The sequence below is a fragment of the Clostridium cellulovorans 743B genome (assembly GCF_000145275.1).
GTDB lineage: Bacteria > Bacillota > Clostridia > Clostridiales > Clostridiaceae > Clostridium_K > Clostridium_K cellulovorans.
In genome coordinates this window covers 4,078,670-4,093,459 of the sequence record NC_014393.1, presented here as the reverse complement: position 1 = coordinate 4,093,459, position 14,790 = coordinate 4,078,670, and the positions used below count along the sequence as shown (strand labels likewise).

General features: G+C 30.3%; 16 protein-coding genes. 10 read left to right on the top strand and 6 right to left on the bottom strand.

Annotation, left to right across the window (positions count from 1 at the left end; genetic code table 11):
• Positions 1-161: 161 nt before the first annotated feature.
• From CLOCEL_RS16715 to CLOCEL_RS16700, 4 genes are all read left to right on the top strand, one after another.
• Positions 162-599 (top strand): LytTR family DNA-binding domain-containing protein, encoded by a 438-nt coding sequence (locus tag CLOCEL_RS16715; protein WP_010073420.1) that lies wholly within the window; start codon positions 162-164, stop codon positions 597-599.
• 13 nt (positions 600-612) lie between these two features.
• Positions 613-1,041, top strand: a complete 429-nt coding sequence (locus CLOCEL_RS16710; protein ID WP_010073419.1) for a DUF3021 domain-containing protein — start codon at positions 613-615, stop codon at positions 1,039-1,041.
• Positions 1,042-1,363: 322 nt separating this feature from the next.
• A complete protein-coding gene (locus CLOCEL_RS16705) occupies positions 1,364-2,692 on the top strand; it encodes an alpha/beta hydrolase family protein (RefSeq protein ID WP_010073418.1) in 1,329 nt (442 codons plus the stop codon).
• An 88-nt stretch (positions 2,693-2,780) separates the two neighbouring features.
• The gene (locus CLOCEL_RS16700; RefSeq protein WP_010073417.1) at positions 2,781-3,716 is read left to right on the top strand and encodes a MerR family transcriptional regulator; all 936 of its coding nucleotides are present in this window, start codon (positions 2,781-2,783) and stop codon (positions 3,714-3,716) included.
• Positions 3,717-3,815: 99 nt separating this feature from the next.
• On the opposite strand, the gene CLOCEL_RS16695 is transcribed toward CLOCEL_RS16700, so the two are convergent.
• Both CLOCEL_RS16695 and CLOCEL_RS16690 read right to left on the bottom strand, forming a co-directional pair.
• Positions 3,816-4,475 (bottom strand): 4Fe-4S double cluster binding domain-containing protein, encoded by a 660-nt coding sequence (locus CLOCEL_RS16695; RefSeq protein WP_010073416.1) that lies wholly within the window; start codon positions 4,473-4,475, stop codon positions 3,816-3,818.
• Between the two features lie 82 nt (positions 4,476-4,557).
• On the bottom strand, positions 4,558-5,448 hold the full coding sequence (locus CLOCEL_RS16690) for an AraC family transcriptional regulator (RefSeq protein WP_010073415.1): 891 nt from the start codon (positions 5,446-5,448) through the stop codon (positions 4,558-4,560).
• 149 nt (positions 5,449-5,597) lie between these two features.
• Between CLOCEL_RS16690 and CLOCEL_RS16685 the strand changes: the two genes are divergently transcribed.
• From CLOCEL_RS16685 to CLOCEL_RS16675, 3 genes are read left to right on the top strand one after another with little or no spacing between them, the layout of a single operon-like run.
• Positions 5,598-6,533, top strand: a complete 936-nt coding sequence (locus CLOCEL_RS16685; RefSeq protein WP_010073414.1) for a glycoside hydrolase family 113 — start codon at positions 5,598-5,600, stop codon at positions 6,531-6,533.
• Entirely contained in the window at positions 6,533-8,335 is a 1,803-nt protein-coding gene (locus CLOCEL_RS16680; RefSeq protein ID WP_010073413.1) for an ABC transporter ATP-binding protein, read from the top strand. Before CLOCEL_RS16685 ends, CLOCEL_RS16680 begins: the two co-directional genes overlap by 1 nt.
• Before the next feature lie 35 nt (positions 8,336-8,370).
• Complete coding sequence (locus CLOCEL_RS16675) at positions 8,371-9,501, top strand: SGNH/GDSL hydrolase family protein (protein ID WP_010073412.1); 1,131 nt, start codon at positions 8,371-8,373, stop codon at positions 9,499-9,501.
• A 43-nt stretch (positions 9,502-9,544) separates the two neighbouring features.
• Here CLOCEL_RS16675 and CLOCEL_RS16670 read toward each other — a convergent pair whose 3' ends face one another.
• From CLOCEL_RS16670 to CLOCEL_RS16665, 3 genes are all read right to left on the bottom strand, one after another.
• On the bottom strand, positions 9,545-9,754 hold the full coding sequence (locus CLOCEL_RS16670) for a hypothetical protein (RefSeq protein WP_010073411.1): 210 nt from the start codon (positions 9,752-9,754) through the stop codon (positions 9,545-9,547).
• Positions 9,755-9,915: 161 nt separating this feature from the next.
• Positions 9,916-10,056 carry a hypothetical protein gene (locus CLOCEL_RS22880; protein WP_157629751.1) on the bottom strand — a complete coding sequence of 47 codons (141 nt, stop codon included), beginning with the start codon at positions 10,054-10,056 and terminating at the stop codon, positions 9,916-9,918.
• A gap of 53 nt (positions 10,057-10,109) precedes the next feature.
• Positions 10,110-11,174, bottom strand: a complete 1,065-nt coding sequence (locus CLOCEL_RS16665) for a sugar ABC transporter substrate-binding protein (protein WP_010073410.1) — start codon at positions 11,172-11,174, stop codon at positions 10,110-10,112.
• Positions 11,175-11,689: 515 nt separating this feature from the next.
• Between CLOCEL_RS16665 and CLOCEL_RS16660 the strand changes: the two genes are divergently transcribed.
• Both CLOCEL_RS16660 and CLOCEL_RS16655 read left to right on the top strand, forming a co-directional pair.
• Entirely contained in the window at positions 11,690-12,181 is a 492-nt protein-coding gene (locus CLOCEL_RS16660; RefSeq protein ID WP_010073409.1) for a PH domain-containing protein, read from the top strand.
• Positions 12,171-13,625 (top strand): PH domain-containing protein, encoded by a 1,455-nt coding sequence (locus tag CLOCEL_RS16655; RefSeq protein ID WP_010073408.1) that lies wholly within the window; start codon positions 12,171-12,173, stop codon positions 13,623-13,625. Before CLOCEL_RS16660 ends, CLOCEL_RS16655 begins: the two co-directional genes overlap by 11 nt.
• A 141-nt stretch (positions 13,626-13,766) precedes the next feature.
• Here the strand turns inward: CLOCEL_RS16655 and CLOCEL_RS16650 are convergent, their stop codons facing one another.
• A complete protein-coding gene (locus CLOCEL_RS16650; RefSeq protein WP_010073407.1) occupies positions 13,767-14,105 on the bottom strand; it encodes a winged helix-turn-helix transcriptional regulator in 339 nt (112 codons plus the stop codon).
• Between the two features lie 132 nt (positions 14,106-14,237).
• On the opposite strand from CLOCEL_RS16650, the gene CLOCEL_RS16645 reads away from it, so the two are divergent.
• On the top strand, positions 14,238-14,633 hold the full coding sequence (locus tag CLOCEL_RS16645) for a pyridoxamine 5'-phosphate oxidase family protein (protein ID WP_010073406.1): 396 nt from the start codon (positions 14,238-14,240) through the stop codon (positions 14,631-14,633).
• Positions 14,634-14,790 lie beyond the last annotated feature (157 nt).

Genomic DNA, 14,790 nt, shown 5'->3' with positions numbered 1-14,790 from the left:
TAAATTTGTGAGGCTTAGTGTTTTTGCACTAAGCTTTTATTAAAGAAATCATTTTATAAACATTGTTAAGCCTCAACTATTGTAGTACAGAAATAAAAAAAGGTAGTACTCTAATTAAGGATAAATTATATATTTAAAATCAGATTTAAAGTGGTGGAAATATGAAGATATCAATTGAACAGATAGATAGAGAATTCGATGAGGAGATAATTATAAAATGTCATGAGGTTAATGATAATATCCTAAAAATATTACATAAGTTGAAAAGTGAAAAATCGGTGTTACTTGGCTATAGAGAAGATAATATCCACAGGATAAACCTTATTGATGTATATTATTTTGAAACTGTGGATAATAAAGTGTTTATTTATTGTAAGGATAAAGTTTTTGAAGTAAAGGAAAAGTTATATGAGCTTGAGGAAATATGCCAAGGAAAGAAGTTTTTTCGTGCATCAAAATCTACCATTCTCAACTTAACTAAAATTTCATATATAAGGCCATCCCTAAGTGGAAGATTTGAAGCAAGGCTTGATAATGGAGAGAAGATTACTGTTTCAAGACAATATGTTCCTATATTAAAAAAGATGTTGGGTTTATAGGAGGAGAAGGTACATGAATTTAATAGAGTTTATTAAAAAATTAATTAGAGATTTTTTTATTATATTTGCACTTATTGTAATTTCTTTAACTATAACACGCCAAATTTTCCAGCCCAATGATTCTATTGAACTAAGGGATATGTATATATATATGATTTGTTCCTTAATAGTTGATTTGCTAAGTTTGATTTTTTATTCTGAAAGAAGCATCTCTGAAAAGGAAATGTGGATTAGGAGAATTATTCATTTTTTTGTATTAGAGGCAGCATTATTGATTCTAGCTAACTTGGTTGGCTCTATTAGTGGAATCGGTGGTATAGTTTTATTACAGTTTCAGATAGCTGTAATCTATATTTCTGTACTTTTTATTTCTTGGACTTATGATAAAAAAACTACTGATAAAATTAACGAAAAATTAAAGGCTATGAGAGATGAATTATAGTTATAAAAAGAATAAATTATATAAATTCTAATAATGTCTTTAAATAAATTTATATATTGGTTATGCAACTTACCTCTCTCATTTTGCAGCTTACTTAGTTGTAGTTGCAGGATACTGTTCATCGTATATACATTAGAAAAATCATGATGTATTTTATTTTTATAGATAAATTATATATGTTTCAATAATAAAAGTTAAAATCTTTGAGCTAATTATCAATAGCAGAACAAATTATTAATAATTACTTAAACCTAGGTTTTATGGTGAAAAAATAATGGAACTTATATATCTATAAAATTAAAGAATAGAGAGGAAAAGCATTATGGGAACAGTGATACTTACTATTGCAGCAGTGATAGAGATAATTTTTGGAATATACTGCTTTAAAAGAAAATCCAATGAAAAGAAAATGAGAAACATAATTCGCATAAGTACGTTTATAGTATTTTTTTTATTTATATTGTTGTCTATTATTCAGTGGAGCTTTCAGTGGAAGCCTTTAGCAGTTATATTATTTATATGGTCAGTAATTAGCGTTATATCTTTGGTACGCAGAAGAGAATGTAAAAAGCAATATAGGACTTCACGTATAATTATCAAGGGACTTTCTATGTGGGTTACTATATTTTTAGCTGTTAGTCCTGCATTAATATTCCCACAATACAAGCTTCCTGAAACTACAGGTAAATATAAGATAAAAGCAGCGACCTATACTTTTAAAGATAATAATCGTATTGATACTTTTAGTAATACTAATGAGAAAAGAGAAGGTACGGCAGAGTTTTGGTATCCTGAAGAAGCTACAGGAAAGTGTCCTTTAGTAATATTCTCTCATGGAGCCTTTGGAGTAAAAACCAGTAATACTTCTACTTTTAATGAGTTAGCTAGCAACGGATATGTAGTATGTTCTATTGATCATCCACATCACTCTTTAATCACTGTGAATGTTGATAAAAAAGTTACGATGGTGGATAAAAATTTTATGAAGGAAGTCAATGATGTTAACAATGATATTTATGATGCTGAGACTGAGTACAAGCTTCAGCAGAATTGGCTAAAAGTTCGTACTGATGATATAAATTTTATCATTGATACAATTCTTCAAAAGGTAAATGAAGGTAACAGTGATAAGGTTTATCAACTTATCGATACTAGTAAAATTGGTTTGATAGGTCATTCCTTAGGGGGAGCAGCCAGTGCACAAGTGGGAAGAGAGCGAAATGATATCGGAGCTATTATAAATCTTGATGCTGATTTACTTGGTGAGTATATAGGCTTTGAAAATGGTAGGTGTAGAGTTAATGATAAGATTTATACCGTTCCGATACTAAGTATATATAGCGACGATATGAAGCGATTGTATGAAAAGATAACTGATCCAGATATCATTATACCCCAAAGACTTATATTAGCTACTGCACCTAATTCCTTCGAAGTTTATTTTGAAGGCACAAATCATATGAGCTTTACGGATCTTCCTATAGTTTCACCGTTACTTACGAGAATGATAAGTAGCACTGCTAAAAATAAGATTGGAAAGGAAGAGGCAGATAAATATTATGTCATTGAAAAAATGAATGATATAGCATTAGAGTTTTTTGACTGCTATCTAAAGCAAGAAGGAAGTTTTAAGCCTGAAGATAAATATTAAAAATAAATAAAACTCTTGCTTTTGACGTAGCGTCAAGTGATATGATTATATTATGAGGATCCTCTAAAATATGTAAGGAGTTTTAAAAATGATGTTACCTATTTCAATTAATAAACTTTCACAGCAATTAGGATTAACAAGTCGTACTTTACGTCACTGGGAGTCAGAAGGATTATTTAAAAGTAGCCGTGATTATGAATCAGGGTGGAGAATTTATGATGAGGAAGCGATTTTAGCTATAAGGATTATCACTTATCTCAGAAAGTTGAATATTCCATTAAAGGATATAAAGTTGATATTGGACACTAAAGACTTAAAAATAGTCCAGAGAATTATAAAGAATCAGTTAACTTCCATTGCTAAAAGTACTAATGAACTAATAGAGCATAAGAGTATATTAAATGATTTCTTAAATTCTTTAATGAATTTTAATCAGCATAATACAGGTAACTCATTAGAAGAGCTTAGTCATATTTTTCACAATATATTAGAAGATAGTAAAGGTGAAAAACAGGAGGATATTAAAATGATTGATAATGAAACAAATTCAGTAAACGCTGATAATAATAACGTGAGGTTCATAACGCTTCCGCCAATGAGAGTAGCTTATAACATAGCTGTTGGAATCTCACCAGAAGATGAAGCAATAGCACCAGTGGTAAAATGGGTAGAAGAATCAAAGCTTATGGGAATTACAAGATTACTTGGTGGAAATGTTAAGCCCTTTCCAAGTGAGTCAAGTCCCGAATATGGATATGGAATGTGTGCAGCAATACCAGAAAGTGTTGAAATTCCAGCACATTTAAAAGAAATGAGACTTCCAGGTGGCTTGTATGCTGTAATGCCAAGTAGTGATGATATTTATGGTTCATGGCAATTATTGATGAAGCAGCTTGAGGAGAATAATGAATATAAACCAGATAGTTCTAGGTTGTGTTTTGAAGAGCATATAAGAAATGATAATGCGGATGGACAAGGTAGCCAGTTTATACTTAATCTATTAGAGCCTGTAAAGAAGAGATAGGTTAATTAAAAAATTTAACGCTAATGTAAAAACTTTATTTAAGTAGGACATTGAAAGAAATAATGTATGTTAAAAGCTGTATTGGTATCAGATGCATTTTTATATTCCAATAGGACATGACAATAGACATAAGCCACAGGAGTGTTTTCTGTTATGAGTCTTTATATAAAGGCTCCTTTTTTTATTACATAATTTATAATCAATTAAAGTTTCACGTTTTGTAGCTATATTCCATGGATGCCCAGTTAAAGCTTTATGAGGACAAGCGTCAATGCATACATTACACTCTGGCGGACATTTACTTTTTGTAATTGGATTTCCTATTGGTAAATCAGAATTAATTAGTATTGCAGAGAGTCTTACCCTTGGTCCATACATTTCTGTGATTAAAACACCATTCTTGCCTATCCAACCTAAACCTGCATTAACACTTGCAAATTTGAATGAGAATGGTGCAAGGAGAGTTTCTTCATTTGATTGTGCAACAGGTGGTATATAATATTGAACTTTATGTTTTTCCAATATAGTAGTAATGTCTTCTAATAACAAGTTAATCTTATCACGTGCATTGCATATCAAGTTTTCAAGCTTATCTTCTTTGTAATGATATATATTTAATAACTCTGCATGAGGAACAGCTAAAACTAATGCACACTTATAATCTGATTTATATTCACTAAACTCTATATTTGAAATACCAAATAGAATATCAGAATTTTTCTTAAAAACTTCCGTAATATTATTGTAGAGACCACTCATACATATATCTCCTTTATATAATTTAGTTGGTGGTTTTTCAATATTTCATATATTATAACACAATTATGTGTTTGTTTGTCAGTTAATTTTCACCTTGTTTATCTATCAAGTGTTGCATACGAAATTGCTTTGGTGTTACTCCTGTTTTCTTTTTAAAGGTACGTATTAAGTGACTGCAATCAGCAAAACCAGTTTCTTGACTTATATAGTTAAGGTCAAAGCTGGTGAACAGCAATAAATCCTTAACCTTACTGATTCTTATAAATTCAATATAGTCCTTGCAGGATTGGCCGTATAATTCATGAAATTTCTTTGCAAAGTAAGAATAACTCATATGGCACATTTCTGCTAAAGCTTCAACCCTTAAAGACTCATGGGAATGCTCGTCGATATATTGCAAAATTGTGTATAAGGAATCTGAATTAGAAGGCATTAATGCAGTGTTAGTTGTATCAAATCCTCTTCGTCTCCAAATTCTAAGAATTTCTATTAATAAAGAGGAAATTAAAGCTTGAAATCTTATATCATAGCCGTAATCTTTATTTTTTACTTCTTCAATGCAACTATTAAATAAATTGTCCAAAGGAAAGTCTTTAAAAGCTTGTGAAGAAAGAAAAATAGGTGCGGTAGGGTTATCTACGGCGTATTTAAAAATTGAACTAAGTTTTGGTGTGTAGCTGCTATTTAATCTAAGGGTATTTATATCAAATTTAAGCACTGCATATTTTAACTGTTGATGAGAATTTGTAAAAATTGAATGTACTGATTGCGGATGAAATAGAATTAAATCTCCAGATTCTAATACATATTCTTCACTGTTGCAACTTATTATTGCAGTTCCTTTAATCATAAAAATAATTTCCATAAAATAATGCCAGTGAGCTTTTATCGGAAATACGTTGTATTTTGTATCAAAGAAAAAGGCTTCAAAAGGTGAAGTTAAGATGTTTCCTTCCTCAAATAAATAATTCATAGTAGCCTCCTAAAATAGATTTGTTCTATTTTTAAATAATTGTATTATATCAGATAAAGGATAGAATTGTTATAGTTAAGGTAGATAATTCAAGGACATGGAATAAAATAATTTAAATTTTTCTTAAAGATAAGGAAGGGAAGAAGACTATGGAATTTATTAAGGGATTTACTTTTGCACCTTTTGCTAAAAGAGGCAGTTATACAAAGAAAGAAGCTTATAAGAGTTTGGACAATTTAAAAGAAAGAGTTGGAGTTAATTTTATAATTTTAGTACCGAATGGACTTCAGGATACTGCTCAATCAGAAGAGATTTGTTATACTTCTAATTCAACAGTATCTGATGAAGAATTAATAGATATGATAGAATATGCTAAAAAAATAGGTCTTAGAGTAGCACTTAAACCAACAGCTAATTGTAAAAATGGAACCTGGAGAGCTCATATAAATTTTTTCGATGAAGAAGTTCATTGCGAGCCAAAATGGAGTAAATGGTTTAAATCATATACAGATTTTCAACTTCATTATGCCAACCTTGCTGAAAAAACAGGCTGTGAAATGTTTATTGCAGGTTGTGAGATGGTCATGTCAGAGCGTAGAGAGGAAGAATGGCGTAAGCTTATAGCAGATATTAGAGGAGTTTATCATGGGTTAGTATCGTATAATACTGATAAATATCAAGAGCATAATGTGAAGTGGTGGGATTGTGTAGATATAATTTCTTCAAGTGGATATTATCCTCTTAAGGATTGGGAAAAGGAATTAGATCGTATAGAAAAAGTAGTAAAAAAATTTAATAAACCATTTTTCTTTGCAGAGGCAGGCTGTATGTCAACAAAGGGTTCTTCATCAACTCCAAATGATTGGAATATGGAGGGGGAAGTTGCTTTAGAGGAACAAGCACAGTGGTATAAAGCTATGTTTGAGGCGTCACTAAAACGTCATTGGGTATCTGGTTTTGCTATGTGGGATTGGGCATGGAATCAATACTCTTTAAACAAAGTAGAAGCTGATAAAGGCTATGATGTATATGGAAAGCCAGCAGAGAAAGTGATAAAGAATTACTATGATGCGGTGGTGAAATAGTGGAGAAGTCAGAGCAGACAGAGAAGTATAAGTTAGGACCATCGGAGGAAGCACTTTTAGAAAACTTTAGACGTAACAAGAATCATACTTTAAAAACCCTCATTGGATTGTATAAAGGTCATTACTTGAAGTTGTTTTTCTCAGTTGTGTTTTTTATAATTAAACATTCATCCGTATGGGTGTTGCCAATTGTAACCTCAAATATTATCAATGCAGCTACTAACAGAGGAGAAAACGCAGTAAAGGTAATTATTATTAACGTCATTGTAATCCTTGTTATGGTAATACAAAATGTACCAACCAATTATATTCATACTGTACTTTATGCAAAAGCCATAAGAAGTATAGAAAGAGACCTTAGAAGCTCACTTGTAAGGAAGTTGCAGCAACTTTCTATTGCATATCATAATGAAATGCAGTCAGGAAGATTACAATCAAAGATTATGCGTGATGTAGAGCAGATTGAAAATTTATCAGCGCAGATTTTTATAACAATACTAAGTATTATGCTAAATATAGTTGTAGCATTAAGTATTGTCATTTTTAAGAGTTTAACAGTATTCCTATTTTTTCTTGCGACAATACCTGTGGCTGTACTTATTATTGTGGTATTTAGAGGGAAGATTAAAAGATACAATAGTGATTATAGAAAAGAAATGGAAGAAACCTCTGTTCGTGTAATGGAAATGGTAGAATTAATTCCTGTTACAAGAGCTCACGGATTAGAAAAACAAGAGACAAAGAAGATGGATAACCAACTGATAAATGTGGCTAAAAAAGGTTTAAAGTTAGATATTATTCAATCATATTTTTCATCTATTAGTTGGGTTGCCTTTCAGGTCTTTCAAATAATTTGTCTTGGGTTCACAGGATATTTAGCAGTTAAGGAGTATATTACAGTAGGAGAGGTTGTAATGTACCAGACTTATTTTGCATCTATTGTAGCGCAGGTTTCTGGTGTTATTACATTATTGCCTACTATTGCAAAAGGTTTAGAATCAGTCAATTCTGTTGGTGACATATTACTTTGTGATGATATAGAGAATAATCGTAAGAAAAAGAAAATCAAGAGCATAACTGGTGAAGTTACCTTTAAGAACGTGAATTTTCAATATAAAGATAGTGAAACTCCAGTATTGCAGAATTTAAGTTTTTCAATAAGACCTGGGGAGACTATAGCCTTTGTAGGACCTTCAGGAGCAGGAAAATCAACAATTTTAAACCTTGTAATCGGATTTTTCCAAGCTTCAGCAGGACAAGTGTTCATTGATAGTGAAGATATAAAGGATATAAATTTGCCAAGTTATCGCTCGCATATTGCCGTTGTACCTCAAAATGCTATTTTATTTTCTGATACTATTAGAGAAAATATTCTTTATGGTACAGATGATATATCGGAGGAAGAATTAGATAAAATAATTAAGGCAGCAAACTTAGAAGAATTGATTGAATCTTTACCAGAAGGCTTAGATACAAAAATCAATGAGCATGGTAGCAATCTTTCTGGAGGACAACGCCAGAGGATTTCTATAGCCAGAGCTTTTGTTAGGAATCCTAAAATATTGATTCTCGATGAAGCAACATCTGCACTAGACAGTATTTCAGAAAAAAAGATACAAGAATCCATTGAAAGACTTGTAAAAGACAGGACAACTTTGGTTGTTGCTCATAGATTATCTACAATTAGAAATGCAGATAGAATTGCAGTTATTGGCAATGGTGGTTTGCAGGAGATAGGTAATTATGATGAATTAATGGAAAAGAAGGGTGAATTCTATAAATTGAAGAAGTTGCAGATGTAATTTAAGATAAGTAAAAAACTAGGAGGTCGAATGTAATGAAAGAAAATGAAAAACTAAAGGTATATCCATTATCTGATATAGAATATTTAAAGATTCATGGAAGAACGACGAAATGTCTTTCACCATTAACAGTGTTTTGGACAGGTGGCGGTATTGAATTAAATGTTAAGGGTTCTGAACTTTGGGTTGAGGTAGAAGTAGATTATGATATTTATGAACCTTGGATTAGTGTAGTTATCAATTCTGCTCCTGTAAGCAGACAAATGTTAATATCAGGTAGATATTGGGTTTGCTTATTTAGAGGTATGAGTGAAGGTATTGTAAAGAATCTTCGCATTATAAGAGATGTTCAGGCAATGAGTGCTGATCCTAGCTGTTCTTTAAAAATACATGCAGTGAAGTTCGATGGAGAATTTCTACCAGTAGAAGAAAGACTATATAAATTTGAGTTTATAGGAGACAGTATTACTTCTGGTGAAGGAATAATAGGAGCTAAAGTTGAAGACGATTGGATTTCTATGTGGTTTAGTGCAGTATATAACTATACAGCAATGACAGCAGCAGCTTTTAATGCAGAATATAGAGTAATTTCTCAAAGTGGATGGGGCGTCTTTACTAGCTGGGATAACAACCCATATTGTAATATCCCTAAGTACTATGATAAAGTTTGTGGACTTTTAAATGGAGAAAAGAATGAAGCTTTAGGGGCCTTTGAAGAAAATGATTTTGAATCTTGGCAACCAGATGTGGTGGTAGTTAACCTTGGAACCAATGATATGGGAGCTTTCAATTCTCCAGAATGGAGAGACGAAGCAACAGGTGAAAGTCATAAGCAACGTTTAAATGATGATGGAACCTTTAATGAGGAAGATATAAAAGCTTTTGAAAATGCAGTGGAAGGTTTTCTTGTTAAGCTTAGAAAACACAATAGAACTGCAAATATTGTATGGGTCTACGGAATGTTAGGCTCAATAATTATGCCAGCAATTTATCGTGCAGTGGATAATTATAAGAAAAATTCAGGAGATATTAAAGTTTCTGTTTTCCAACTTCCAAATACTACAGATGAAGCTGTAGGCTCAAGAAATCATCCGGGAAGGTTATCCCATGAGAGGGCAGCAAAAGAGTTGATTGGGTATATTAAAGAGGTTTTAGTGAACCGATAATATATAAAATGGATAATAGACTGAAAGATTAGCTTTAACTATATTAGTTAGGGCTTTTTTTTATTGTATAGTTCATATACATACTTTTACCTGTATAAACAAGATGAAGAAGATAAGAAAAAATATCATTAATACGGATATCTTTTTCTTTGTAGCAATTTGCTTTTTTAGCACTCATAACATTAAGTTGATTAACAAAGTTTATGATATATTTTATATAATCATTTTCGTTAGTTTGTGGTATATTGTTCATATAAACAAATCCCCTTAGGTATGATATTTTTGTATTTATGCTTATTTGAATTATATCATTTCTAAGAGGATTTTTCTGTATTTGAATGCTTAAAAACCTTTATTTTTGAATAATTTAAGCTATATTCTCATTTGCGAAGTTTGAGTATAATTACATATTAGTTACCCTTGAGTATTTATACCGATAAATTTGTTTAATGCTGTACTATCTGATTTCTCAACATATCCAAAGCTAATATTTATATTTTTATTGGTGGCTTGATTCTTAAAGAAATCAATAGTTACTGATTCTTCAAACTTCAATATTATAAATTAATTTCATAATTATACCATAGAAAAAATTTTCTTAGTATTTTTTATTGAATATTACTTCCATATATATCTTCTTTGGTTAAATATCCACTTTTTATAAGAACCTCATCTATATTATCCTTGTCTACAAACACTGGTGTAATAAGAATTGATGGTATATGATTTTTGCCATTATACATCCATTCGTCCGTTAAAACCTTTTCTCCATTACCTAATTTTATTGCAACATCTATAGTCTTCCTTGCCGATTCTCTAGTATCTTTGAATAGAGTCATTGCTTGAGTTCCTTTAATTATCCTACGAATAGCAGACAATTCTGCATCCATCCCTGTTACTACTACCTTACCTGCTAATCCTTGTTTTTGTAACACTTCAATTGCAACACCTGCTATAGAATCATTTGGAGCCAATATAGCATCAATCTTATTATTAGAAATTAAAGCATTTTCCATAAAACTCGAAGCGATCTTCGGACTCCAGTCTTTAATTGAACCTACTGCAACTATTTTTATATTTCCTATAATAACTAGAGGGGTTATAAAGTCCATTGCACCATCCTTTAAAAAGGTATCATAAGGTAAGTCTGCATACATAATAATATAATTTCCTTTAGGTACTTTCGTAATAAGAAACCGTCCTTGAATTTGTCCTGCTCTCAAGTGATTGAAGCCAACAAAAATATCTATGTCAGTATTTATTATAAGTGCTTCATAAGTTACTAACTTCACTCCTGCATTCCTAACCATTTCAACCATAGCTCCTGCCGTTTTTACATCTACAGCTACCAAAATTAATATATCTATGCCTTGTGATATTAGATTCTTTACTTGTGAAATTTGCTTAACTACATCATATTCACAAATTTCTATCTTAAGAGTAACTTTTTTTTCTTTAGCATATGCTTCCATAGCTTTCCTATCCCTAACCCATCTCTCATCTCTTTGAGTAGGTAAAGATACGCCTATTACTAATTCTTCTCTAGCTTCAAGTTTATTTAGAAAACAACTTTGACTAATATATTCTTGTACTTGTATTGTTTCTTCTATATTAAAAATATCATCAACATAACAAACTGGTATAAAAAAACTATTTGGTATAGCTAAATACATATTCATCACCTATTTATTAAATCATTTACTTAATATCAATTTACTATATTTGCAACGCTTTAATACTCTCGAACATTAAAAATTATATATTATTATAAGTATTGTATATGTTACTGCAAATTTAATTTGTGGAAAAACTTTAATTTTCATCATTCTCCCCAGCATGTAAGATTAAATTATACTGTTATATTTCTATATTAATTACTTGGAAAATATACATAATATGGGGGATAAAAAATACTAGTCTATTCCATTTGCTGTCCCTACTAACAACAGCAGAAATAATATCAATTACTTTATGTTTAACCTTGGACTCTTATCTAGCGTCATATAAAAAGGGGAAATTGTTAAGTATAACCATTGATTCGTTTAACTGTACAAAGTTCTCTTTGTGTAATGACTGTATAACACTTTTATGTTTCTATTGAAATATTAGGATAAAAGCTGAAACTATGATAAAATTAATATAAAATTGGTCGATATAATAAACTACAATAACTTTTCGAGGAGGAACTATGGAGTACAATAAGTTAAACATAAACTCAAAGAAAGCTTGGTTTATAGCAAGAGCAATACCAACAATAATAATTTCAGCTATATTAATAGGCGGAGATTACTACCTAACAAAAAAGGGAGATTTCTTTAATGATACGAGTAGTTTACTAGCCAATATAGCAATAGGGGTAATAATATTCTTAATGCTTTTAAATACAATAGTATATCCATCACTGGAGTACAAGCAATGGCGTTATATAATAACAAAAGATAAAATAGAGTTTTCAGAAGGTATATATTGGATTAGTACTGTTGTAATTCCTATAGTAAGGGTTCAACATATCAAGATTAATCAAGGTCCTATAAACAGAAAATTTAACTTAGCGAATCTTCATATCTATACTGCAGGAGGAAGTTATAGAATTCCTAATATCGAGATGAAGAAAGCAGAAGAAATAAGTGATTTCTTAAAGGACAAGGTTAAAGAAAAGGTGACAGAAAATGATAGATAAACCTACTAGAAATCATTGGATCATCATAATACAAGACCTAATTAAGTCAATAAGATCACTTATTGTATTTATAATAGCGGTAGTATCTGTTAGAGGAAAATATACGATTCCTTGTGGGATAATATTTGTAATTGGTTTAGTGTTTATGGCAATAAAAAGATGGTATAACACCGTGTATTATGCTAAGGATAATATATTATTTTATAACACTGGCGTATTTGAAATGTCTAAGCAAGAAATACCTTTTGATAAGATAAGTACCATAGATATAGGGCAAAGCTTACTTGATAGGATTTTTGGTATTTGTACTGTGAAAATTGATAGTGGAAGTACTGCTAACAAAGATTCAGAGTTCAAGATAAAAACATCATATGAAATAGCTGAAAAGCTTAGAGATACTATATTGAATGTTCAAGATGAGAATACAAATTTTGAGGATATTGAAGAAGGTAAAAAAGAAAACACTATCAAAAGAGTTATTACGATAAAAGAAATTGTTAAGTATGCAGTAACCAAAGGAAAATTAGTTTGGGCTATGGGAGCTTATTTTGCTGTTATGAATTTTGCAGATGATATAGAAAAGTTTACAGAAACATCTATAATCAAAAACTTAACTGACTCTATCGATATTAATAATTTGTTTTTAGAGAATAGGATAAAGCTTATAGCCATGATATTAGGTATGCTTATAATGGTGTATGTTGTGGTTACTATAGTATCTATTATATTTGAAATAATAAAGATGTATAATTTTACTGTAAAAGTTCAAAATAAAAATTTTAATATAAGCTATGGCTTGCTTAGTAAAAAAGAATATTCTATTCCAATAGAAAAGATACATGCTTTAAAGTATAAGCAGAGTATAATGCAGCAACTTTTAGGGATATATACCTTGGAGGCTATAACCATTGGGTATGGTGATGAAAAAAATGAAAAGGCTATATTATATCCTATAGCAAATGATAAGTTTAAAGAGGAATTTTTATCAAGTATTCTGCCAGAAATGATTTTTTCAGGAGAAGTGAGAAAACCACCTAAAAGTAGCCTAAAAAGATTCATTTTTATGAGAACTTTAATATTTCTAGTAATACTAATAGGATTATATTTTATTATTTATGCTATACCTGTTGAAATTAAGGTAGGTGTTATTGTTGTTATAACTTTATTTAGTATGTTATTAGGTTATTTAAATTATAAAAACACTTCATTAGGAGTGACAGAAAAAAGCATAATAGCAAGCAGTGGTAGTTTAACAAAAACAACGACTCTTATTAAGCAAAGTAGTATTCAATCTATAGAAAAAATTCAAAATCCATTCCAGAGAAAAGCTAAGGTTTGTGATTATAAAATAGATATATACGCAAATGTTTTGGCTGAAGTTGTTAAGGTGAGACATATGGATGAAAGTCTTAATAGCGAACTAGATAAAAATTTAATTATGTAATATTGCTTATAAAGCCCACTTGTGATTTCATTTAACATCACAATGTGGGTTTTTAGATGAAAGTCTATGCTAAGTTTAATACTTTTAAGTTCATAATAATTCTCTATGATTTTATAGCTCTAAGTATGAGATAGAGGATTATTAATCGCTTTCTTCAAGAGATTCAATATACTTATTACCCCAAATTTCCAGTTGTTCTAACACTGGATTGAATGCCTTGCCTAATTCAGTTAGTGAATACTCAACCTTAGGTGGAATTTCTGAATAAACATGCCTATTAACCAATCCGAAATCTTCGAGCATTCTTAACTGCTTTGTTAAGGTCGCTTGAGTAATATCACAAAGCCTTCTTTGTAGTTCTCCATAACGTAGAGTTCCATCATTTAGATGATACACTATTAATATTGACCACTTTCCTGCAAGTACTTTCTGAGCAGTGAAATATGGACATTTTCCAAAAAGATTTTTCGTATTTTCCATGGTATAACCTCTCATTAGTATATTTTTTATACTTACATTAGTAAAAAATCGTACTTGTTGTTTAAAATGTACATGTTATTATTGGTATATGATAAATTTTAGCACAGGTATATAAGGAGTGGAATAATAATTATGGAAAAAGCTTTAGAATTTTTAAAAGAAAGTAGTACTTTTTATTTAGCAACTATGGATGGAGATCAACCAAGAGTAAGACCTTTTGGTGCAGTTTTTGAATACGAAGGAAGATTATACATTGTTACAAACAATACAAAAAAATGCTTTAAGGAAATGATAGAAAATCCTAAGGTTGAAATCTCTAGTATGAATAAAAAAGGACAATGGATTCGTGTTACTGGAGAAGTTGCCAATGACGATAGACGCGAAGTAAAAGAGTTAGCATTTGAAAATTTCCCATTTTTAAAATCTATGTATAACATAGAGGATGGAATTTTTGCGGTTCTGTACTTTACAAAAGGAACAGCTACTATTTCTTCTCTTAAAGGTGAAACTGAAACATTCTCACTATAATACAATATCAACGGATAAGTTTAGTTGGAACATATGTAATTAAGCTATTTCAGTCTTTGGAGATTGAAATAGCTTTTTATATTTATTAATTGTTAATGGTATAATATACATAATAATGAAAATTAAATTTTTGACATTCACAATTATTTTAGTTTAA